We start from the raw sequence: 20,994 nt of genomic DNA, 5'->3' as shown, positions 1-20,994 counted from the left end.
GTCACTCCGTGATGGTGGGCGGCGCGGCCAGGAAGGAGCGCACCTCGAGCCACTCGTGGATCGGCTTCCCGCCCGCCCCGGGGGCGGCCGACAGCTCCCCGGCCAGCTCGATGGCACGCTCGTAGCTGTCTACGTCGATCACCATCCAGCCGGCGATGAGGTCCTTGGTCTCGGCGAACGGGCCGTCGGTGACCGGCGGGCGGCCCTCGCCGTCGTACCGGACGAACGTCCCCTCGGGGGCGAGCGCCTGACCGTCGACGAACTCGCCGGTCCCCTCCAGCCGGGTCGCGAAGTCGCGCATGTACTGCACGTGGGCCGAGATCTCCTCCGGCGTCCACTGGTCCATGGGCACGTCGTTGACGGCAGTCGGGGCGCCACGGTAGTGCTTGAGCAGCAAGTACTTGGCCATGGTGGTTCTCCTCGGTGCTGGTGCGACCCATTGTGGTCGCGTTCACTCCGGGGACGGAGCCGGTCACGCGTTCTCGACATCACCGTCCGAATTTTTTTGGCTCTTGTAGATGAACCTGACCGATCGCTGCCGCGGTGAGCGCGCATGGCCTGGCGTCCACCGGGATGGATCAAGTGGACCGCCGAATGACGCTCAGGCGGTGAGGTGGCCCCGCTGGACCGCCGCGACGAAGCTTGCCCAGGCGTGGGCGGGGACGACGACGGCGGGACCGTGGGGGGCAGTCTTGCTGTCGCGTACGGGCACGATGCCGGTGAGGCCGTGGCCGACTTCGACGCACTCGCCGCCGTCGCCGTTGCTGTAGGTGCTCTTACGCCACGTCGCGGCGCCGGGGAAGCGCTCGGCGACCTCTACGCAGTCGCCGCCGTCGCCGTTGCTGTAGCTGCTCTTACGCCACACTGCGGCGCTGAAGTCACTCTCGCTGCTTGCCATTTCGGTAGTCCTCTGCCGCAGCCTCGATCATGGCCAGGGACACCGCTGGCGGCAGCGCGGCAGCCCTGAGCCGAGCGTATGCCTTCGCATAAAGCTTCACGAGTGCCGGTTCATCGATGAGCTGCCCGCTGTACATGCCCTCGGTGTACACCACCGGCGGGGCGTCATCGAAGGTCATGAGCTTCGTCATGCCCATCATGAAGGGATGCGCACCAACGTTCCACGGAACGATCTGTGGAACGATCCGCCGCCTGCGCACCAACGCCGCGATGCTGTCCAGCTGTTCGGCCATCGCCTCGTCGCCGGTGATCGGCTGCCGCAGCAGCGACTCGTGGAGAACACACCAGAACTCGGGGACCCTGGGGTCCTCGAAGAGTTGCGCCCGTTCCAGGCGAGCGGTGATCTTCGCGTCGACCTCGTCCGGCTGCTGCATGGGGTGAGCCGACTCGATGACCGCCCGCGCATAGGCTCCCGTCTGCAAAAGGCCGGGAATGAGCATAGGCGCCCACTCTTCGATCTCCTGGGCCCGCTTCTCAAGTTCCAGCGTGTTGAGGAAATACTCCGCATGCGCGCCCCTGCGGGCCCTGCGTACGTCCTCGCAGCGCCGTTCGAAAAAACCGTCCGTCTTCAGTACACGGTCCACGTGCTGGGCCAGGTCCGCAGGCATTCGCCGGTTGCCGAGCTCGATCTCGCTCAGGAGCGTGGGGCTGTAGAAGCTGCCCTCCACGACATCAGCAAGCGTCAGCCCCTCCTGCTCCCGTTTCCAGCGCAACTCACCACCGTAGAACGACGGCACGCTCAGCGACGCATCAAGATCCTTACGCCGTCCCACAGTTGATCACCTTCCACGCTTACCCGTGTGGACCCCAAAGCCCTTCTACGGTAGGGCGGATCGCGTCACTGTGTGAGCAATTCGTCACACAGTGCACTGGAAGGCGTACGCCCGTGATCCCCACCACCCACCTCCACGTCGAACTCCTCGCCATCCCCAAGGCAGTCCCCGAACTCCGCCGCGCCGTGCGCCAGCACCTCGGTGGGCCATGTGCCGACGTGCAGCTCTGCGTCAGTGAGCTGCTCACCAACGTGATCACGCACGTCGGTGAAGGCACTCCCGTAACGCTCCGGGTGAGCGAGACGCGGGACCGCCGCACCACCCGCGTCGAAGTCACCGACCCCGACCCCCGTGCTCTGCCCGTGCACCTACTGGCCGTCGACGACGCCGAGTCCGGGCGCGGAATGGCGCTGCTGGCCGCAGTCGCTCTGCGCTGGGGGATTCGGCAGGGGGCCGACAGCAAGACCGTCTGGTGCGAGTTGTCATCCGTTGGCGATCGCCCAGAGTGGTGAGACCTCGGCGCCACGCAAAGCCTTGGCGCGGATCGAGTCCATCCCCAGGTGCAGTTCCGTCTCGCCGCTCCGGTAGGCGTGTTCGACGGGGAGGTAGTAGGCCAGGCTGAAGTACTCCTCGGCGCCGCGCAGCCGCGCGTAGTCGAAGCCGAGCGCTCGTACCCATACCGTGCCGCCGAAACGGTAGAAGAGGCTGAAGCCGACCATCACGCCTCCCAGGAAGCAGCCCAGTACAGTCCCGGAGTCGCCCATTCCGTCCGCCTGTTGGCGAAGAAGGCCGGCCATGGCCGCAGGGTCCGAGCCGTGGCCGTGGCGGTCCTGGAGTCCGGCCAGCAGCTCGCCCGCCCGGTCGGCGCAGTCCGACAGCCTGAGCTCGCGGACCTCGTAACCCGCCTCCTGGAACGCGCGCCGCTCTCGCCGGATGACCACGCGGCGCTTCGAAGGCAGGGTGCGCAGGTAGTCGTCGAAAGACGAGCCCGGCAGCGGGATGGCGGCGTCCTGCTGGAGGTGTACGGGGTCCGTGCCGCAGACGTCCGCCAGTTCCTTGGCGGCGGAGTCCTTCACGTACAGCCACCAGGGTCGCGCCTCGTGGCGTGTTCCGAGCGTGTGCGCGGCTTCGACCAGGAGCTCCAGGCAGCGCCGCCGCTCGCCCGGTTCGAGCGAGGGGTGGAGCAGGGGTGCGTTGAGGTATCCGCGCCGGGCGCCCGCCACCACCACCCGCTGCTCGGGGGCTGCGCCGGGGACGAGTTCGGCCACGCGGTAGAGGGCGTTGGGCTCGGAGTGGACCACGTACAGAGGTGTCGCCCCGACCAGGGCGCCCGCGTCGTCGTGAACGAGCGCGTAATGCGGTCGCGCGGTGGGGTCGCTCTCCTGCGCGGTGAGCCAACGGTGGCTGAGGTAGAGCCCCGCCGTGCCGGCGAGGGCGTCCCACCCTTCGCGCGGGACGGCGGCAAGGGTGGGGGAAAAGGACAGTCTCACGATGCGGGTTTCCTCTCCTTCAGCGTCAGCGCGGCGGGTACGGCCAGCACGCTCACCAGTGCCAGGAACACCCACGGCAGTGCCGCGTGCCGGTCCAGCAGCGCGGTGAACAGGACCGGCGCCACGGCGCTCCCCGCCGACCAGGAGAACTGGAAGGCAGCCTGGTGGCGGCCCTGACGGAGGGCAGGCGCCAGGGTGACGCTGAGTTCGTTCAGCGCGGGCGAGCACAGGATCTCGCCCAGGGTGAAGACCAGGACCGCCAGGAGGAGGCCGGCGGCCACCAGCCACCCCGGTGCGCCCGTCAGCGCGGCGAACAGCACGAAGGCTCCGCTGCTCAGCGCGAACGCCACGGCGATGACGCGGTGCGGCGCGTAACTCTGGGCACGCCGCGTCACCAGGGTCGACGTCAGCGCCACTGCGGCGGTGTTGATCACGAGCAGTGCGCCGGCGATCCACGCTCCCGCGTGCAGGCTCTCGGTGATGTAGACGGCCAGCAGTACGGACGGCACCATCTGCGCGAAGACGAAGGCGAGGTTCGTACCCACCAGCAGCAGATAGCGGCGGTCGCGCAGTACGTCGCGCCAGCTGCCGCCGGTGGCGGGAGAGTCCTCCGGTTCCGGCGCCTGCGCCCCCACATCTCCCTTCCCCGCCGGCCGCCACGTACCGAAGAGGAAGGCCGCGCACAGGAACGTCACCGCGTTCACGGCGACGAGCACGCGGAGCCCGCCGCTCCCCGCCACCGCCAGGACGACCGACGCGACCGCGGCCCCCGCGCCCAGCCCCACGTTGCGCAGCGCGCCGAGGAAGCCGAACCACAAGCGCTGCTGATCGGGCGCGGCGGCCAGCGCCACGAGCGAACGGCTCGCCGTCCAGTACAGGTTGATGCCGCCCTGGATCGCCGCGTACACGGCGCCCACGTGCCACGCCCTGTCGGCGAACAGGGCTCCGGCGAATCCGGCGGCCGAGACGAGATTGGCGGATACGACGACGGCGCGGGGCCCGTACCGGTCCATCAGTACGCCGGCCAGTGCCGGCGCGGGTAACGCCAGCAGATGGCCGGTCGTCAGCGCGGCGCCGATCGCTGCCAGGGACAGTGGCGTGGTGCTCGCGAAGTAGACGACGGTGAAGGCGAGTACGAGCCCGGTGCCGAGGCTGTCCACGACGTTCGCGGCGACGAATCTTCCCGCGCCGGACACATCGGGGAGCCCCCAGGCGTGTGCCGCCCTGCTGATACGGCTGCCCTGGCGTGTCTGCGTGGCGCCGGTCACCGGGCTGCCGAGGCTGCCGGTGTCAGCAGATTACGGATCTTCTCCAGCATTTCCGGAGCGATGAAGCCGGTAGCGGCGGCGAGTTCCCCCAGCTCCTTCGTCACCCGGGCCTCGTCACCACGCGGGCAGGTGAAGGTCATGATGCCGCCGTGGTTCTCGCCGTCGATGATCAGGTCGTGCGCCGTGACCAGGTCGACGCGGGACCGAAGCTGGGACACGAGCTCCGGCGTCGGGTTGCTGATCAGACACTCCAGCGCCCAGCGGCCGGGGCCTCCTGGGCTCTCACCCGCTCCGTCCGGCCGTGGCCAGTCACCCAGCAGCATGTGCACCAGCGACTCGAACGTGTTGTGCCCCGAGGCCGCGATGGACAGTGTCGTCGCCCCGCCGATCCGTGGGTTGACCTCCAGCACGTGATAGACGCCGTCGCTGTAGATCATGTCGACGTTGACGGAGCCCTGAACACCCAGCGCCGCGCACATGCTCTTCAGGCGCTCCGCCACCGGCCGGAAGTCGGCGTCGGCTCTCTCGCGCGGCCCGCAGTACCGCAGGTCGGCGAAGGTGAAGACCGGCGGGCCACCGGCCGTACCCGTCCAGCACAGAGGCTGTACGCGGTACTCGCCCTCCGCGCCGACGATGTCCACCGTGCACAGCTCCCCGACGACGCACCGTTCGAGGATCACGTTGCCGCTCGGCGCGTCGATGAGAAGGTCGTCAAGAGCTTCGGGGCTGTCGATGAAGCGGATGCCCATGCTGGTGCTGTCCCACAGCGGCTTCGACAGGAGCGGGTAGCCGACGTCCCGGGCGGCGAGGCGGATGCTGTCCGCGTACGCCGGGACCGGCAGGCCGCGGCCGTTGAGCAGGTCTCCGTCGACGAGGACACCTGGCGGCGTGGTCAGCCCGTGCTCCGTGAGGAGGCGCTTGGTCTCCCACTTGTCGCACAGCGCCCGCGTGGCAGCCGGTGGCGTCATCACCGTCGGGATGCCGTACACCGCCAGCTTGTCCTTGATCACGGAGTCCCGGAGCGCGTTCTCGTCCGGCAGGGAGATGGAGATCGCGCCGTCGGCGCCCCAGCGGCGTAACCGCTCGACGATCTCGTCCGGCGTCGCCGAAGCGTCCACCTTCTCCGCGCTTCCGGGGAATTCCCCGGGGGCGCAGGTGCCGTGCGTGTGGAACAGTCTCGCCTCGGCGCCGTGGGCGCGCAGCACACCGGCGATGCCGTGGATGTAGGGGTCGGCCCGCTGGATGTCCACGGACCGCAGAAAGGCGATGCGTCGCCGCATTGGTATCAGCTCACTTCGGCTTCGACTTCGGGTTCGTCTTCAACTTCGACTTCGACTTCGACAGATGTGCCGGCGAGCGCGGTCGCGGCGGCGGCGTTCGCCTGAGCCGGAGTCCCGGCGGTGACGAGGAGGTGCCCGACGCGGGCCGAGTTGTCACGGGCATCGCGCACCGGCGTACCCGGCTCCACGGAAATGTGGCGCTCCACGCCTTCCTCACCTTCCTCCCGCGGGCCCCGGACCCGCACTCCCCGGAAGATCCCGGCACGGGGAGGCGTCAGAAAGCGGATCGCGCACGCATGATCACGGGTGGCCGTGGTGTCGGGGCGCTCCCCGAGCACGGCCTGGAGGTACGCGCGTGCCTCGTCGACGCCGCAGGCGTGGCGTACGACGTCGACGAGGTGGTCTCCGGGCAGCCGGGCGCCGACCTCCAGCACCACCGGGTCGGATGCGTGGGACGCGATCTTGACTTCGGTGTGCGCCACGCCGTCGCGTATGCCCAGCGCCGTCAGCGCCCGCTCGGTCACGGCGTGGACGCGCGGCAGCACGTCGCGGTGGAGGGGCGCCGGCGCGGTGTGCCCCAGCTCGGCGCGGAAGGACCCGCCCGTGGTGTGCTTCTCCACCACGGGCATGTGGCGGAAGCGGCCCTTCGACGCGATGGTGTCGATGCTGTACTCGGCGCCGCTCACGTACTCCTGTACGACGACCCGCTGGTCGAGTTTCACCTGGTGCGGCTCGGCCACCGGCCAGGCCTGGGCCTCCCGTACCGCCTGCGCCAGCCCGGCCGCCGAGCCGACCACCGACACGCCCCAGGAGCCGCCCTGCTCGGCGGGCTTGACCACCAGGGGGTATCCCATGCCCGCCCGGGCGATCCTCTCGACCGCCTCCGCGCACGTACGGGCGGTCACCGTCGCCGGGGCGGGAACGCCGCCCGCGCGGAACGCCTCGGCCATGGCGGCCTTGTTCCGGCCTGCGGCCGCCAGCTCCGGTACGTTCCCGGGGAGCCCGAGCCGCGCGGCCAGTTGCGCGACCAGGGGGGTGAAGAACTCCCAGCACCCCGCCACACCGTTGATGCCCTCCGCGCGGCAGAACGCCTCCATGTCGTTGAGCGCGCGCTGCGAGTCGGCGAGATCGGTGAACACGGCGCCGCGTAATCCCCGCCGCAGCGCCTCGGGATAGGTGTCGTAGATGTCCGCGTGCGTCGCGACGAACGCCTCGATCCCCAGACCATTCGCGGCTTCGACCAAATACGCGCCGGAGTTGGCCAATGCCTCTATGAGCAGGACCTTTTTCACGTGCTGCCGCCCCCGTTCAGGTAGTGGCGAACAGTAGACAGCACGCTCGTCGGAGGCGGCCATCAGCGCGAAGTCCAAAGCGCGGCCCGATCGGCCCAGTTGTTTTGTAGCTACGCCCAAGTGGGGTGAGGCGGCGGAACATAGTGGATAGGGACGCCCGGTGTACGCGATTTGCCGCAATTTCGGAGGTCCACACAGGGTTGTGCGCCGACACGAGTGGAGAATTGGTGGTTCCCGACCCTCCAGTACCCGTCGGTACGCGGATTCACTGACGTGGTCCACTCAGGCACCGACGAGGGGAACTACGTGAACGACATCACCAATGTGCTCAGCAGCTACATCGAGCAGGGTGTCATTCCGCCATTCAACTATTCCTATCCGTCACGTTCGACCTACCGCCCCCTGGACAGTTCGTGGAACGTCGGCGACATCTGGGCGGAGGATCTCGAGAACCACCAGACACCGGAACTCAACCTCTATCTGCACGTCCCGTTCTGTCGATACAAATGCGGGTTCTGCAACCTCTACACCGTCATATCCGAGGACCAGGACGTCTACGACGCCTACATGGACGCCCTGTGCACGCAGTTACGCGACCACACAGAGGTCATCCAGGCCCGCAGGCTGCGGACCATCTACATCGGCGGCGGCACCCCGAGCCTGCTCTCACTGCGCCACTTCGAGCAGCTCTTCTCCACCATCACCGAGATTTACCCGAACTGGCGGAGCACCGTCGAGGAAGTGGCGATCGAGGCCACTCCCGACTCCATCGTCAATGAACCCGACACCCTCGAAGGGCTCATTCGCCTGGGCCTGACCCGGGCCAACGTCGGTATTCAGTCGCTCGTACCCCAGGAGATCCGCGATGCCGGCCGTGGCCAGGCGAACGAGCAGGTCATCCGGCGCGCCATCGAGATCACCCGGGAAAAGAATCTCCCGGACCTGAGCACCGACCTCATCATGGGCTTCGCCGGGCAGACCGACAAAAGCTGGCGCCAGTCCGTCGACGAACTCGCGGCACTGAGCCCGGAAACGATCAGTACGTACTTCCTTACGGTCCGCCCGGACGCCTGGTTCTCCAAGACCGGCGCCTACCAGTACATGTGGAATCCCGACCTCTACAAGCGGTACGACTACGCGAACCAGGTCTTCCGCGAGGCCGGTTACGTCCAGGAGTCCAACGTCCGCTACAAGAAGCTGGGCCGGGGCGGATACGCGCAGAAGGTCCTCACCTTCCACGGCGTACCGCTGCTCGGCCTGGGCGTCGGCGCGCGCAGTTACTCCAGCGTGCTCGACTACATGGTGGGCAGTGTCAAGCCGAGCATGGCCGAGATCGGCAACTACATCGACAAGGCGCGCAGTCACCAGCTGACCCCGCAGACCGGCTTCGTCCTCACCCCCGAGGAGAACATCCGCAAGCGGCTGGTCCTGGACCTGTTCGACCTCAATCTGCGCGAGCTCGACCGCTTCGGGTACCAGGAGAAGGCCCACCTCTTCGAGCCCGTCATCTCCGCGGGCGAGGAGACGGGGCTGCTGCTCCGCCTGCCCGGCGGACGCGTCCAGCTCACGCCGGACGGCTTCAAGTACCGGGACATCCTGTCGTGGATGTTCTTCTCCGACGACGTCGTCGACCTCGACCGCGAGTACTACGAGAACCTGCACCAGCAGAACAAGCGGGCCCAGAAGGTCATGGGCGAGCCGCTGCGCATCTCCGGCATCACGAGCCGCGCCACAGTGAGCAAGCCGGCCTGAGCCTGCCTGAGTTCGTTTCAGTCCCTCACTTCTTCCGGGCGACGCGCCCCGGCCTGCGGGCCGGGGCGCGTCGCTGCCCCGTCACGAAAGGAAACGCACCCCGGTGACCCAACTGCTCATAGCCGCCGGAGGGGGAGGCGACCCCATCGGCACCGCACTCGTCCACCAGGCCACAGCGCCTCACGAGGACGCTGTCGTCCTCACCTACGCCTGGGAGCGGCTGACCGTCGACCCCACCCCCGGCCCCCTGGGACCCGTCCACTTCACGGGACTGCGCGGACTCACCCCGCACGTGTACGTCGTCGAGCCGGACTCGGCGCCCGTCCCGCCCGCCGGATCCACCCTGCCGCGGCTCGCCGGGCAGCTTCCCGTACGGCTGGGGCTGCTCGACCCGTACGCGGGCATCCCCGGCCTGGCACGGCAGATCGCCGAGGCGGCCGACTTCTGCGGCGCCGACGAGGTCCGGATCGTGGACGTGGGCGGTGACATCGTCGCCCGGGGTGACGAGCCCACCCTCGCCAGTCCGCTCCCGGACGCCATGGCCGTCGCCGCGTGCCGCACCGCCGGAGTCCCGGCCACCGTGTACCTGGCCGGCCCCGGTCTCGACAGCGAAGTGCCCGAGGGGCAGCTGCTGCCGCGCCTGGGCGACGACTACTTCACCCTCGGCCCCGGGGACACCGTATGGGCCGAGGGTCTCTTCGACTGGCACCCCTCCGAGGCCAGCGCCCTGCTGGCGGCGGCGGCCCGGGGACTGCGGGGCGCCTGCGTGACCAGGGACACCGGGGCACCGGTTCCGCTGACCGACGCGAGTGCTCGGGTGTACCGGATCGCTCTGGACCGGGTTCTGGAGCTCAGCCCCCTCGCCCGCGCGCTGTACGACGCCTCACCCGGCACCCTGGACGCCGCCGAAAAAGTCAGCATCGACACGTACGGCTTCTCCGAGGTCGAGCGCGAGCGTGAGAGGGCCCGGATCGGCAAGCAGGAGATCTCGGTGACGGAACGGATCGAAGACGCCCTGCCCCACCTCGACACCTGGCTGACCGAGGTCCGGGCCCGGAACAACCCGCCCGGCCTGGAGTACGTCACCTTCCGCTGCGCCACCGAGGCGCTGGGCTTCCACTGGTCGCAGAGCTCACGACTGCGGGCGGTCGTCGCCGAGCACCGCCCACAGCTGTACGACTTCCCGCTGCTTGCCACCCGCCAATCCCCTTCTGTGCCAGAGGTCTTGACAACTCAATTGGTCTGAACCATTTTAACGACCAACAACAAACGGTGGCCACCGTCCCAGCGTCTCCTCCCCCAAACTCCCCCACCGGAGGCAGCAAGTGGACCGCCTACCACTCCCCCGCCACGCCCTGACGGCTGCCCTCACCGCGGCCGTTGTCGTCACCGCAGGTCTCGCCGCACCCGCCGCCCAGGCGGCCGACCTGAACGTCGCCAAGAACGGCGGCTTCGAGTCCGGGCTCAGCAACTGGGCCTGTTCCGCAGGCAGCGGCGCCACCGTCTCTTCCCCCGCCCACGGTGGCGCCGCTGCCCTCAAGGCCACCCCCGGCGGGCAGGACAACGCCCGCTGCTCGCAGACCGTCACGGTGAAGCCGGGTGCGACGTACACGCTCAGCGCCTGGGTGCAGGGCGGGTACGCCTACCTGGGCGCGAGCGGCACCGGCACGACCGACGTCTCCACCTGGACACCGGACTCCTCCGGCTGGAAGCAGCTCACCACGAGCTTCAAGGCCGGGCCGTCCACGACGTCCGTGACGGTCTACACGCACGGCTGGTACGGCCAGAGCGCCTATTACGTCGACGACCTCTCGGTCTTCGGCCCCGACGGCGGCGGCGGCACCGACCCCGAGCCGGGCATCCCGGCCGCCCCCGCCGGGCTCACGGTCGGCGCGACCACGTCGTCGTCCGTCGCGCTCTCCTGGTCCGGCGTCAGTAGCGCCACCGGCTACAACGTCTACCGCGGCGGTACGAAGGTCCAGTCCGTCACCGGCACCTCGGCGACCGTCTCGGGGCTGGCCGCGGACACGGCGTACGACTTCCAGGTCGCCGCGACCAACTCGGCTGGCGAGTCCCCGAAGTCCGCGACCGTCAGCGGCCGGACGGCACCCGGCGGCGGCAACCCCGGGCCCGGGCCCGGCGTACCCAAGCACGCGCTGACCGGCTACTGGCAGAACTTCGACAACGGCGCGACGGTGCAGAAGCTGCGGGACGTACAGGCGCAGTACGACATCATCGCCGTCTCGTTCGCCGACTCGACCGCCACGCCGGGCCAGATCGTCTTCAACCTCGACCCGGCCGTCGGATACGCGGGAGTCGCCGACTTCAAGGCCGACATCGCCGCCAAGAAGGCGGCCGGGAAGTCGGTGATCATCTCGGTGGGCGGCGAGAAGGGCAACGTCACGATCAACAGTGACGCCTCCGCGACGGCCTTCGCCAACAGCACGTACGCCCTGATGCAGGAGTACGGCTTCAGCGGCGTCGACATCGACCTGGAACACGGCATCAACTCGACGTACCTGACGAAGGCGCTGCGGCAGCTGTCCGCGAAGGCCGGCTCCGGGCTCGTCCTGACGATGGCGCCGCAGACCATCGACATGCAGAACACCGGCACCGAGTACTTCAAGACGGCGCTCGCGATGAAGGACATCCTGACCGTCGTCAACATGCAGTACTACAACAGCGGTTCGATGCTGGGCTGCGACGGCAAGGTGTACGCGCAGGGGTCCGTCGACTTCCTCACCGCGCTGGCCTGCATTCAGCTGGAGGGCGGCCTGGCGCCGAGCCAGGTCGGCATCGGCGTACCGGCGTCCACGCGGGGCGCGGGCAGTGGGTACGTCTCCCCGTCCATCGTGAACAGCGCCCTGGACTGCCTGACGCGCGGGACCGGCTGCGGATCGTTCAAGCCCGCCAAGACCTACCCCGGTCTGCGCGGCGCCATGACGTGGTCCACGAACTGGGACGCGACGGCCAGCAACGCCTGGTCGAACGCGGTGGGCCCGCACGTACACAACCTGCCGTAACGGCAACCCGTTCCCGGTGCAGCGCCGCCGCTCCCCCGGCGGCGCTGCCGCGTGCGTTCCGGCTGCGGCACATCATGATCTCGGCCCGGTCGCCGCAGGGGCGCCGTATCACCTCGGACGAACGTTGCGCGCGCCCGTGCGTGCACTGCTAGGTCCCGCCCACCGGCGGAGGCGGACGCGTGAAGCCCCACCAGCTACCCGCCACGGGTAGCTGGTGGGAATCTTCCGGCATCAGCCGCGAGAGGATCGTCACCAGGGCAGCTCGCGCAGCTGCTGCACGCACAGCACGACGAACAGCAGGCCCGCCGCCACCAGCATCACGTTGCTCAGCATGCCGTTGCGCCATTCCGCGGGCGTACGGGAGGAGTTGAGCAGCCACACCAGCGTCAGCGCCAGGAACGGCATGAAGAACGCGCCGAGCACGCCGTACACCACGACCAGGCCGAACGGCTGGTCCAGCCACAGCAGTGCCATCGGCGGGAACGTCAGCCACAGCAGGTACGCCCGGAAGGGGAGCGAGCGCTCCTTCACTCCGGCCGCGACCTCCTGCGCCGTGCCGACGTCGACCGGCGCGCCCTTGCGGTCGCGCTGGAGGCGCTCGACGAAGTCGGCGAACATCAGGCTCACGCCGTGCCACACGCCGATCAGGGACGAGAAGGACGTCGCGAAGAAGCCGACGAGGAAGAGCTTGGCCGTGACGGCGCCGTACCGGTCCTCCAGGATCTTGCCGAGGTCGATCAGGCCGCGGTCGCCCTTGGTGAGGGCGAGCTGGGAGGAGTGCAGCAGCTCGGCGCCGACGATCAGCATCGCGACGACGAAGATGCCGGTGGTGATGTACGCGACCCGGTTGTCCAGGCGCATCACCTTCATCCAGCCGGAGTTGGTCCAGCCCTTGGCGTTCACCCAGTAGCCGTACGCCGCCATGGTGATCGTGCCGCCGACGCCGCCGATCAGGCCGAGGGTGTAGAGGAGCGAGCCGTCGGGGAGGACCGGGACCAGGCCGGCGAAGGACGCGCCGACGTCCGGGCCGACGCGGGCCGCGACGTACACGACGACCACGAACATCACGCCGACCAGCACCGTCATGACTTTCTCGAAGACGGCGTACTGGTTGAACCAGACGAAGGCCAGGCCGATCAGGCCCGTGACGATCGCCCACACCTTGAGGCTCGGCCCGTCGGGGAAGAGCGCCACGATGGGGAGGGCGGAGGACGACATGGCCGTAGCGCCGTAGACGAAGCCCCAGATGACGACGTAGATCGCGAAGTAGACGGTGGTCCACTGGCCGAGGCTGCGCCAGCCCTCGAAGAGGGTGCGGCCGGTGGCGAGGTGCCAGCGGCCGGCGGCTTCGGCGAGGGAGATCTTGACGACGCAGCCGATGACGGCGGCCCACATGAGCGTGTAGCCGAACTTGCTGCCCGCGATCAGCGTCGCGACGAGGTCACCGGCTCCGACACCGGTCGCGGCGACGACGATGCCGGGGCCGATGTACTTCCAACTGGACTTGCGCGGCTGGGAGATCGCCTCTCCCGTGCCGCTCTCTGTCGTGCCTGTCATCTCCGGCACCCTCCTGCTTGTCCCCGATGGTGATCCAGATCACCAAAGCGGGGCGGGGGGTGATCGCGCAAGAGGTAATCGGGAGCCAGCCGTAATGGCCGAACCTCACTCTTGACCGGTTCATGCCATGCACCCACGATGTGCCCCAGCACTCCCGTACTCCCGTACTCCCGTACATCAGCACTGCCGCACCACATGCGTCGCACACCCCCACACTCCCCACCCAGGAGACAGCATGCGACTTCGCATACGCGGAAGAGGGCCGGCCACCCTCGCGGCCCTCGTGGCACTCGCCCTGGCGGCGCCACTTACCGCGAGCGCGACCTCGGCCGAGGGAAAACCCTCCCCCGCCGCCACCGCCGAAGAAGTGATCAGGCAGTACGAGATCCACGGCCCGGCCACCGCCGCCGCCCGTACCGCCGTCGCGGCCACCGGAGTCTCGGTGGACGAGGCCGACGACCACTCGGTCGTCGTGAGCGCCAACGCCGCGCAGCTCAAGCGGCTGAAGGCGCTCGGATACGCCCCGAAAGCGCTGCCGGGGCCGCCCGCCCGTACCAACGGACTGGCCGTCGAACCGTTCGACTTCCCGCCCGCCGACTCGCGCTATCACAACTACGCCGAGATGAACGCGGAGATCAACCAGCGCCTCCAGCAGTACCCGAACCTCATGAGCAAGCGCGTCATCGGCAAGTCGTACCAGGGCCGCGATCTCATCGCCATCAAGATCAGCGACAACGTCGCGACCGACGAGAACGAGCCCGAGGTCCTCTTCACCCACCACCAGCACGCCCGCGAGCACCTGACCGTCGAGATGGCGCTCTACCTGCTGCGCGAGCTGGGCGCGAGCTACGGCTCGGACTCCCGGGTCACCAACATCCTGAACAACCGCGAGCTCTGGATCGTGCCGGACCTCAACCCGGACGGTGGCGAGTACGACATCGCCTCCGGCTCGTACCGCAGCTGGCGCAAGAACCGGCAGCCCAACACCGGTTCCTCGTACGTCGGTACGGACATGAACCGCAACTGGGACTACAAGTGGGGCTGCTGCGGCGGCTCGTCGGGATCGTTCAGCTCGGAAACGTACCGGGGGCGCGCGCCCGAGTCGGCCCCCGAGGTGAAGGTCGTCGCCGACTTCGTCCGCTCGCGGATCGTCGGCGGGAAGCAGCAGATCAAGGCCGGCATCGACTTCCACACGTACAGCGAGCTGGTGCTGTGGCCGTTCGGCTACACCAATGCGGACACGGCGCCCGGCATGACCCAGGACGACCGCGACGCGTTCGCCACCGTCGGGCGGAAGATGGCCGCGAGTAACGGCTACACGCCGGAGCAGTCGAGTGACCTGTACATCACGGACGGGTCGATCGACGACTATCTCTGGGGCATCCAGAAGATCTTCGGCTACACCTTCGAGATGTACCCGCGCAGTTCCTCCGGCGGCGGCTTCTACCCACCCGACGAGGTGATCGAGCGCGAGACCAGCCGCAACCGGGACGCGGTGCTGCAACTGCTGGAGAACGCGGACTGTATGTACCGGTCCATCGGCAAGGAGCAGCAGTACTGCGCCGCCGGTAGCTGAGCCGGACTCCCCTGCGGGGCTTCCCGAACTGGGGCTCCGCCCCAGTTCGGGAAGGGGCGGGTCGGGGAACAGCTCCGCAGGACTCCCTCTAGCGGCTAGCGACCTCGGCCCGCAAGGTAGAAGCCCAGCACCGGGGCGAGTTCCGTGAACCACTCCTGGAGCCTGGCCCGGTTGCGGGCGGCGACCACTCCCTCGAAGAACCGGCCGTCGGGCAGCACCACGGCCACCATCAGGACCTCACCCCCGGGACCGGCCTTGTAGTGCACGGTCTGGATGTCCCGCCACGGGAAGTCCAGACTGGCGCCGTTGCGTTCCAGCGACACGCCTTCGGCGTCGACCACGACAGCGTTACGCCGATCCGCAGCCAGAAAGTCGGGGCCGGCGGGCACCGGCACAGGCGCGGGAGCGAAGGCCGGGGGCGGCGGGCCGAAGCCTTGCTGCGGCTGAGGGTGGTACTGCGGCTGCGGCTGCTGGGGGTCCACTGAGGTCGGCCTCCTCGGCTCTCGTTTCCGGGGCCCAGTATCGCCGACAGGCGAGACCGCGCCCCGGGACGACCTAGATCGCCAGGCTCAGCACCGCCGCGACCGCGAAGCCCGCGACCGACAGCACCGACTCCAGCACCGTCCAGGACTTCAGCGTGTCCCGCTCCGAGATGCCGAAGTACTTCGCGACGATCCAGAAGCCGCCGTCGTTGACGTGCGACGCGAAGATCGAGCCCGCCGAGATCGCCATGATGACCAGCGCCAGGAAGGCCTGCGAGTGGTCGCCGTTCTCGACGAGCGGGAGCACGATGCCGGCCGTGGTGACGATCGCGACCGTCGCCGAGCCCTGCGCGACGCGCAGCACCAGTGAGATCAGGTACGCGAGGACGATGACCGGCAGACCCACGTCGTTGAAGGTGTCGGACAGGGCCTGGGCCACACCGCTCGCCTTGAGGACCGCGCCGAATATGCCGCCCGCGCCGACGACCAGCAGGATGTTGCCGACCGGCTTGAGGGACGAAGTCGACACCTGCTCAAGGGACTTGCGCGACCAGCCGCGCCGGATGCCGAGCAGGTAGTACGCCATCAGCAGCGCGATCGTCAGGGCGACGAAGGGGTTGCCGAAGAACTCGACGACCGAGCGCAGGGTGGACGGGTCCAGCGCGATCGAGGAGAACGTCGCCGCGAGGATGAGGACGAGCGGCGTACCGATGATGGTGAGGACCGTGGGCAGCGAGACGGGCTGCTCGTGCGGGGTGCGGCCCGCGGCGGTCTGCTCCGCGATGACGGCGGCCTTCGCGTCCTCGGCCGCCTCGACCATGTCGTGCGGGACCTCGACGAAGACGCGCTTCCCGATCCAGGCGGCGTACGCCCAGGCGGCGAGCACGGCGGGGATGCCGCAGACGATGCCCATGAGGATGACCCAGCCGAGCGAGACGTGGAAGAGGCCCGCCGCGGCGACCGGTCCCGGGTGCGGGGGAAGGAACGCGTGGGTCATCGACAAGCCGGCGAGCAGCGGCATCGCGTACAGCAGGATCGACTTGCCGGAGCGCTTGGCGGCGGCGTACACGATCGGCGCGAGCACGAAGATGCCGACGTCGAAGAAGACCGGGATGCCGAAGATGAGGCCGGTGAGGCCCATGGCGAGCGGGGCGCGCTTCTCACCGAAGAGGCCGAGCAGGCGGGAGGACAACACCTCGGCGCCGCCGCTGACTTCGAGTATCGCGCCGAGCATCGTGCCGAGGCCGATGATGATCGCGACGTGGCCGAGGATGCCGCCCATGCCGGATTCGATGACGGAGACGACGGCCGACTTCTGGACCGTACCGAAGAGTTCGGTGACGGAGAGGCCCGCGCCGAGGCCGACGGCGATGGAGACGGCGAGCAGCGCGACGAACGGCTGGAGCCTGACCTTGATGATCAGGAAGAGCAGCAGGGCGATACCGAGGGTCGCGACGGTCAGCAGACCGGCGGTGCCGTCGATGAGGGTGAGGAGACCGCCGGTGTGGGGTGGGGTCTCCGCGGGAACGGGGGCGGTGGCGGCGGCGAGCAGGGACATGAGGAGAACCTCGTAATTCCATGAAGGCTGAAGCGTTTCGGGGCAGGGGGGATCGCGGCACGGCGCCCGAGCGGTGCGCGCCGTGCCGTGACGACGTACGGAGAAGCGGCGAAGAGGGGGCGCGCGTCAGCCGAGGACGGCGAGCGCGTCGATCTCGATGAGGAGTCCGGCCGGGAGACCGACGTAGACGGTCGTACGGGCGGCGGGGGCCTCCTTGAGGCCCTGCTCCTCGAAGTAGGCGTTGTAGATCGCGTTCATCTCGGCGAAGTGGTCGGTGTCGGTGAGGTAGACGCGCATCATCATCACGTCGTCCCAGCTCGCGCCGCCCTCTTCCAGGATCGCCTTGACGTTGGCGAAGGTCTGGAGGGTCTGCTCGCGCAGGGTCGGGCCGGCGGGGGTCGGCGCCTCGCCCTCGACCGCCGGCAGGAACCCGACCTGGCCCGCGACCTGGAGGATGTTGCCCTTGCGGACGCCGTGGGAGAACTTGGCGGGCGGGGCGGTGTGGGTGGACGGGGTGATCGCGGTCTTCTCGACGCTGCTGCTCATGCGCTTGCTGCTTCCTTCGGGGGTGTATTTCCTGAGTACTCCCTGCTGATGGCGTCGGCGGTGCGGCGCACCAGCGGCAGGAGGGTGAGGAGCTCTTCGGCGGTCACGACGACGTTCGGCGCGGACACCGACATGGCGGCGACGACCCGGCCGTCCGCACCGCGGATGGGGGCCCCGACGCAGTTGATGGACTCCTCGTGGCCGCCGAGGTCGGTGGCCCAGCCCTGTTCGCGTACGAGCGCCAGTTCCTTGAGGAAGGCCGCGGCGTTCGGCGTCGAACGGGACGTGTAGGTGGGGTAGTCGAGCTTTTCCGCGAGGGTGCGGCGCTCGGCTTCGGGGAGGTCGGCGAGCAGTAGTTTCGCCACTGCGGCGACGGTGATCGCGACGGGCTTGCCGATGCGCGAGTACATGCGTACCGGGTAGCGGCTCTCGACCTTGTCGATGTAGAGGACCTCGTTCTCCTCGTAGACCGCGAGGTGCACGGTGTGCCCGCACTCGTGGTTGAGGGCGGCGAGGTGCGGGTGTGCGATCTCGCGTACGTCGAGGTTCTCGACGGCCTCCTGGGCGAGCGCGAAGAGGCGGGCGCCGAGGCGGTAGCGCTGGTCCTGCTGCCGGTAGACGAGACCGTGCTCGTGGAGGGTACGCAGGAGACGCAGCGCGGTGGACTTGTGCACGCCGAGGCGTTCGGCGACCTGGCCGAGGTCGGCGGGTCCCTGGGCGAGCAGCGGCAGGATGCTCAGCGCGCGGTCGACGGTCTGGCTCATGGGGTACGTACCTCCTGGTCGGCGGCGCCCATTGGCTGCGTTACGTCGGTCCAGCCGGGGCCGAGACGAAGTGTCCCCCAGGCGTCCGCGTCCAGTGCGGCGAGGCGGTCGGCGTGGGCGCGGGAGGGTGGCGTACCGAGGTCGCCGGGGACGGTGAGGGCGGCGGCGGCCATGAGGTGACCGTGCCGGATCCGTTCGCGTACGGGCAGACCGCGCAGGGTCGCGGAGAGGAACCCGGCGGCGAAGGCGTCCCCGGCGCCGACGGGGGCGACGACGTCGACGCGCAGGGCGGGGACGGTGGTCACGGTGTCGGTGCCGGTGTCGGGTGCTGTCGGTTCCCGGGTGAAGGCCGTCGCGCCGGCCGCGCCCTGCTTGACGACCAGGACCTCCGGCTCGGGCAGGGCCCGGCGGATCTCGGCCGCGCCCCGGACGCCCCAGGCCGCCTGCGCCTCGTCCTCGCCGACGAAGACCAGGTCCGCGCCGCGGGCGAGGTCGAGCAGGACGTGGGGGCCCTCGGCCTCGCTCCTCCACAGGTGGGCGCGGTAGTTGACGTCGAAGGAGACCAGGGGGCGGCCGGGGCGGCGTGCGGTGAGCGCACGCATCAGGGCCAGGCAGTCGGCGGACAGCGCGGCCGTGATCCCGGACAGGTGCAGTACGCGGCCGGCGGCCAGCTCGTCGAGCGGCATGTTCCGCGGGGACATCGCGGAGGCCGCCGACCCGGCGCGGTAGTAGACGACCTCGAAGCCGTCTGCTTCGCGGTCGGTCGCCGTACGGAAGTAGATGCCGGTGGGGCGGTGCGGGTCACGCTGGACGGCGGTGGTGTCGACGCCGTACGCGGCGACGGCGTCGACGAGGTGGTCGCCGAAACCATCGGCGCCGACCCTGCCTACCCATCGCGTGCGGTGCCCGGCGGCGGCGAGGGCGCAGGCGACGTTGGACTCGGCGCCGCCGATGCCGCGGCCGAAGGAGGGTACGTCGGCGAGGCGGCCGGGCCGGGAGGGCAGGAACGTCACCATGGACTCGCCGAGGCAGACCACATCCACCACTGCTGCTGCTTCGTCCGCGGGCGCGGTCACGATCGGGCTCCTCACCACTGACTCACACTGACTCACACTGACTCACCATTGACCCTGCATCGGCTCGGATGTTAGACAGCGTTCAGCGATATGCGCAATGGTCGTTGCATATGCTGCAACACGACATATCAGGAGACTCCCATGGCCACAGGCAACCCGGTCGGACGACTCGCCGACGAGCGCGTGGACCACCGCTTCAAGGCGCTCCCGCCGGACGCCGAAGGCCTGACGGTCGGCGAGCTGGCGGCCGAGCGCCGCAACCTCTTCACGGGCGGGTTCACCACCCCCGTGCTCGCGCTCTCCGCCGAGGCGGTGGAGCACAACCTCGCGCTCCTGGAGACGTACGCCGAGCGCCACGGCCTCGCGTTCGCACCGCACGGCAAGACGTCCATGTCGCCCCAGCTCTTCGCACGCCAGCTGGAGCGCGGAGCGTGGGGCATCACGGCCGCCGTGCCGCACCAGGCGCGCGTGTACCGGGCGTACGGCATCCAGCGGATCTTCCTCGCCAACGAGGTCGTCGACGCGGCAGCGCTGCGCTGGCTGGCCGCCGAACTGGACGCCGACCCCGACTTCCGCTTCATCTGTTACGTCGACTCGGTGCGCGGCGTGGAGCTGATGGCGGAGGCCCTTCAGGGGGCCTCGGTCTCGCGCCCACTGGACGTGGTCGTCGAGCTCGGCGCGGGCGAGGGGGCCCGTACCGGCGCCCGGACGGCCGCCGACTGCGCGGCGGTCGCGGACGCGGTGGCGGCCACGGGCGGCACGCTGCGGCTGGTCGGTGTGGCCGGGTACGAGGGCGAAGTCCCGCAGGCGGACGGCGACAAGGTCCGCGCGTGGCTGCGCGAACTGGTGTCTCTCGCTGCGGACTTCGACGAGGCGGGCCGGTTCTCCGACTCGTCGGAGGTCGTGATCAGCGCGGGTGGCAGCGCGTGGTTCGACGCGGTGGCGGAGGTGTTCGCGGAGATCCCCGAGCTTTCGCTGCCGGTGCTCAAGCTGTTGCGGTCCGGTGCGTACGTGTCGCACGACGACGGCCACTACCGCCGGCTCACCCCGTTCAACCGGGTGGCGGAGGAGGGCGAGCTCCAGCCCGCGTTCCGCCTCTGGTCGCAGGTCGTGTCCCGGCCCACCCCGGAGCAGGCCTTCCTCAACGCGGGCAAGCGGGATGCGGCGTACGACCTCGACCTGCCGGTGGCGCAGGCGGTACGGGACGCCCGGACGGGGGAGTTCCGCTCTGCGGCCGGCATCACGGTGACCGGGCTGTCGGACCAGCACGGCTGGGTGCGTACGGAGCCGGGGGCAGACCTGGAGGTCGGCGACTGGCTCGGCCTCGGGCTGTCCCACCCGTGCACGTCGTTCGACAAGTGGCAGCTGATCCCTGTCGTCGAGGCGGACGGCACGGTGACGGATTACATCCGCACGTTCTTCTAGCCCCGGCGCGGGAGCGGACGGGCCTGCGGCGCGTTTACCCCACCCCGCCCCTTCCCGAACGGGGGCTCCGCCCCCGACCCCGGTCCTCAAACGCCGGACGGGCTCAAGCGGCCGGGGGTGGGCTGCTGGGGCTCCGCCCCAGACCCCGCTCCTCAAACGCCGGAGGGGCTGAGAG

At 69.4% G+C, this 20,994-nt stretch carries 19 protein-coding genes; 6 read left to right on the top strand and 13 right to left on the bottom strand.

All coding sequences use genetic code 11. From position 1 onward, the window contains the following. Position 1: 1 nt before the first annotated feature. The 3 genes from ABZX79_RS26655 to ABZX79_RS26645 all read right to left on the bottom strand — a co-directional run bounded on the left by ABZX79_RS26655 (position 2) and on the right by ABZX79_RS26645 (position 1,730). Positions 2-409 (bottom strand): YciI family protein, encoded by a 408-nt coding sequence (locus ABZX79_RS26655; protein ID WP_355262677.1) that lies wholly within the window; start codon positions 407-409, stop codon positions 2-4. Positions 410-601: 192 nt separating this feature from the next. Next, the gene (locus ABZX79_RS26650) at positions 602-898 is read right to left on the bottom strand and encodes a DUF397 domain-containing protein (RefSeq protein ID WP_355262674.1); all 297 of its coding nucleotides are present in this window, start codon (positions 896-898) and stop codon (positions 602-604) included. After that, positions 879-1,730, bottom strand: coding sequence for a helix-turn-helix transcriptional regulator (locus ABZX79_RS26645; RefSeq protein ID WP_355262671.1), 852 nt, complete (start codon positions 1,728-1,730; stop codon positions 879-881). The genes ABZX79_RS26650 and ABZX79_RS26645 overlap by 20 nt, the downstream gene beginning before the upstream one ends. Positions 1,731-1,843: 113 nt before the next feature. On the opposite strand from ABZX79_RS26645, the gene ABZX79_RS26640 reads away from it, so the two are divergent. Further along, complete coding sequence (locus ABZX79_RS26640) at positions 1,844-2,242, top strand: ATP-binding protein (protein ID WP_355262668.1); 399 nt, start codon at positions 1,844-1,846, stop codon at positions 2,240-2,242. Here the strand turns inward: ABZX79_RS26640 and ABZX79_RS26635 are convergent. From ABZX79_RS26635 to ABZX79_RS26620, 4 genes are read right to left on the bottom strand one after another with little or no spacing between them, the layout of a single operon-like run. Continuing rightward, complete coding sequence (locus ABZX79_RS26635; protein WP_355262665.1) at positions 2,213-3,220, bottom strand: GNAT family N-acetyltransferase; 1,008 nt, start codon at positions 3,218-3,220, stop codon at positions 2,213-2,215. The two genes, ABZX79_RS26640 and ABZX79_RS26635, sit on opposite strands and share 30 nt — an antisense overlap. Further along, positions 3,217-4,488, bottom strand: coding sequence for an MFS transporter (locus ABZX79_RS26630; RefSeq protein ID WP_355262662.1), 1,272 nt, complete (start codon positions 4,486-4,488; stop codon positions 3,217-3,219). The genes ABZX79_RS26635 and ABZX79_RS26630 overlap by 4 nt, the downstream gene beginning before the upstream one ends. Then, positions 4,485-5,768: an ATP-grasp domain-containing protein gene (locus ABZX79_RS26625; RefSeq protein WP_355262659.1), complete on the bottom strand. Its 1,284-nt coding sequence runs from the start codon at positions 5,766-5,768 to the stop codon at positions 4,485-4,487. The genes ABZX79_RS26630 and ABZX79_RS26625 overlap by 4 nt, the downstream gene beginning before the upstream one ends. Before the next feature lie 5 nt (positions 5,769-5,773). Further along, the gene (locus ABZX79_RS26620; RefSeq protein ID WP_355262656.1) at positions 5,774-7,060 is read right to left on the bottom strand and encodes an ATP-grasp domain-containing protein; all 1,287 of its coding nucleotides are present in this window, start codon (positions 7,058-7,060) and stop codon (positions 5,774-5,776) included. Between the two features lie 306 nt (positions 7,061-7,366). Here ABZX79_RS26620 and ABZX79_RS26615 point away from each other — a divergent pair, with 306 nt between their 5' ends. From ABZX79_RS26615 to ABZX79_RS26605, 3 genes are all read left to right on the top strand, one after another. After that, complete coding sequence (locus ABZX79_RS26615) at positions 7,367-8,812, top strand: radical SAM protein (RefSeq protein ID WP_355262653.1); 1,446 nt, start codon at positions 7,367-7,369, stop codon at positions 8,810-8,812. A gap of 103 nt (positions 8,813-8,915) precedes the next feature. Beyond that, on the top strand, positions 8,916-10,058 hold the full coding sequence (locus tag ABZX79_RS26610) for a DUF1152 domain-containing protein (RefSeq protein ID WP_355262650.1): 1,143 nt from the start codon (positions 8,916-8,918) through the stop codon (positions 10,056-10,058). A gap of 109 nt (positions 10,059-10,167) precedes the next feature. Then, positions 10,168-11,835, top strand: a complete 1,668-nt coding sequence (locus ABZX79_RS26605) for a glycoside hydrolase family 18 protein (RefSeq protein ID WP_355262948.1) — start codon at positions 10,168-10,170, stop codon at positions 11,833-11,835. Positions 11,836-12,084: 249 nt separating this feature from the next. Here ABZX79_RS26605 and ABZX79_RS26600 read toward each other — a convergent pair whose 3' ends face one another. Next, complete coding sequence (locus ABZX79_RS26600; RefSeq protein ID WP_355262647.1) at positions 12,085-13,401, bottom strand: Nramp family divalent metal transporter; 1,317 nt, start codon at positions 13,399-13,401, stop codon at positions 12,085-12,087. A gap of 226 nt (positions 13,402-13,627) precedes the next feature. Between ABZX79_RS26600 and ABZX79_RS26595 the strand changes: the two genes are divergently transcribed. Further along, a complete protein-coding gene (locus ABZX79_RS26595; RefSeq protein WP_355262644.1) occupies positions 13,628-14,968 on the top strand; it encodes a M14 family metallopeptidase in 1,341 nt (446 codons plus the stop codon). 95 nt (positions 14,969-15,063) lie between these two features. Here ABZX79_RS26595 and ABZX79_RS26590 read toward each other — a convergent pair whose 3' ends face one another. The 5 genes from ABZX79_RS26590 to ABZX79_RS26570 form a co-directional block, all read right to left on the bottom strand. Next, positions 15,064-15,450, bottom strand: coding sequence for a hypothetical protein (locus ABZX79_RS26590; RefSeq protein ID WP_355262641.1), 387 nt, complete (start codon positions 15,448-15,450; stop codon positions 15,064-15,066). A gap of 73 nt (positions 15,451-15,523) precedes the next feature. After that, complete coding sequence (locus ABZX79_RS26585; RefSeq protein ID WP_355262638.1) at positions 15,524-17,008, bottom strand: gluconate:H+ symporter; 1,485 nt, start codon at positions 17,006-17,008, stop codon at positions 15,524-15,526. 126 nt (positions 17,009-17,134) lie between these two features. Further along, positions 17,135-17,554: a RidA family protein gene (locus ABZX79_RS26580; RefSeq protein WP_355262635.1), complete on the bottom strand. Its 420-nt coding sequence runs from the start codon at positions 17,552-17,554 to the stop codon at positions 17,135-17,137. Continuing rightward, complete coding sequence (locus ABZX79_RS26575; RefSeq protein WP_355262632.1) at positions 17,551-18,318, bottom strand: IclR family transcriptional regulator; 768 nt, start codon at positions 18,316-18,318, stop codon at positions 17,551-17,553. Before ABZX79_RS26575 ends, ABZX79_RS26580 begins: the two co-directional genes overlap by 4 nt. Then, complete coding sequence (locus ABZX79_RS26570) at positions 18,315-19,394, bottom strand: sugar kinase (RefSeq protein ID WP_355262629.1); 1,080 nt, start codon at positions 19,392-19,394, stop codon at positions 18,315-18,317. The genes ABZX79_RS26575 and ABZX79_RS26570 overlap by 4 nt, the downstream gene beginning before the upstream one ends. Positions 19,395-19,535: 141 nt before the next feature. Here ABZX79_RS26570 and ABZX79_RS26565 point away from each other — a divergent pair, with 141 nt between their 5' ends. Continuing rightward, positions 19,536-20,819 (top strand): amino acid deaminase, encoded by a 1,284-nt coding sequence (locus tag ABZX79_RS26565; RefSeq protein WP_355262626.1) that lies wholly within the window; start codon positions 19,536-19,538, stop codon positions 20,817-20,819. The last annotated feature ends 175 nt before the right edge of the window (positions 20,820-20,994 follow it).

The organism is Streptomyces sp. NPDC002994 (assembly GCF_040611155.1).
Taxonomy (GTDB): domain Bacteria; phylum Actinomycetota; class Actinomycetes; order Streptomycetales; family Streptomycetaceae; genus Streptomyces.
The sequence above is the reverse complement of the archived record's forward strand: the minus strand, read 5'-3'. Positions and strand labels throughout refer to the sequence as shown.

Bases quoted from the DNA above. Each gene is read 5' to 3' on its own strand.
- ABZX79_RS26655 (WP_355262677.1), bottom strand. From the start codon at position 409: ATGGCCAAGTACTTGCTGCTCAAGCACTACCGTGGCGCCCCGACTGCC.
- ABZX79_RS26650 (WP_355262674.1), bottom strand. From the start codon at position 898: ATGGCAAGCAGCGAGAGTGACTTCAGCGCCGCAGTGTGGCGTAAGAGC.
- ABZX79_RS26625 (WP_355262659.1), bottom strand. From the start codon at position 5,768: ATGCGGCGACGCATCGCCTTTCTGCGGTCCGTGGACATCCAGCGGGCC.
- ABZX79_RS26595 (WP_355262644.1), top strand. From the start codon at position 13,628: ATGCGACTTCGCATACGCGGAAGAGGGCCGGCCACCCTCGCGGCCCTC.
- ABZX79_RS26585 (WP_355262638.1), bottom strand. From the start codon at position 17,008: ATGTCCCTGCTCGCCGCCGCCACCGCCCCCGTTCCCGCGGAGACCCCA.
- ABZX79_RS26580 (WP_355262635.1), bottom strand. From the start codon at position 17,554: ATGAGCAGCAGCGTCGAGAAGACCGCGATCACCCCGTCCACCCACACC.
- ABZX79_RS26575 (WP_355262632.1), bottom strand. From the start codon at position 18,318: ATGAGCCAGACCGTCGACCGCGCGCTGAGCATCCTGCCGCTGCTCGCC.
- ABZX79_RS26565 (WP_355262626.1), top strand. From the start codon at position 19,536: ATGGCCACAGGCAACCCGGTCGGACGACTCGCCGACGAGCGCGTGGAC.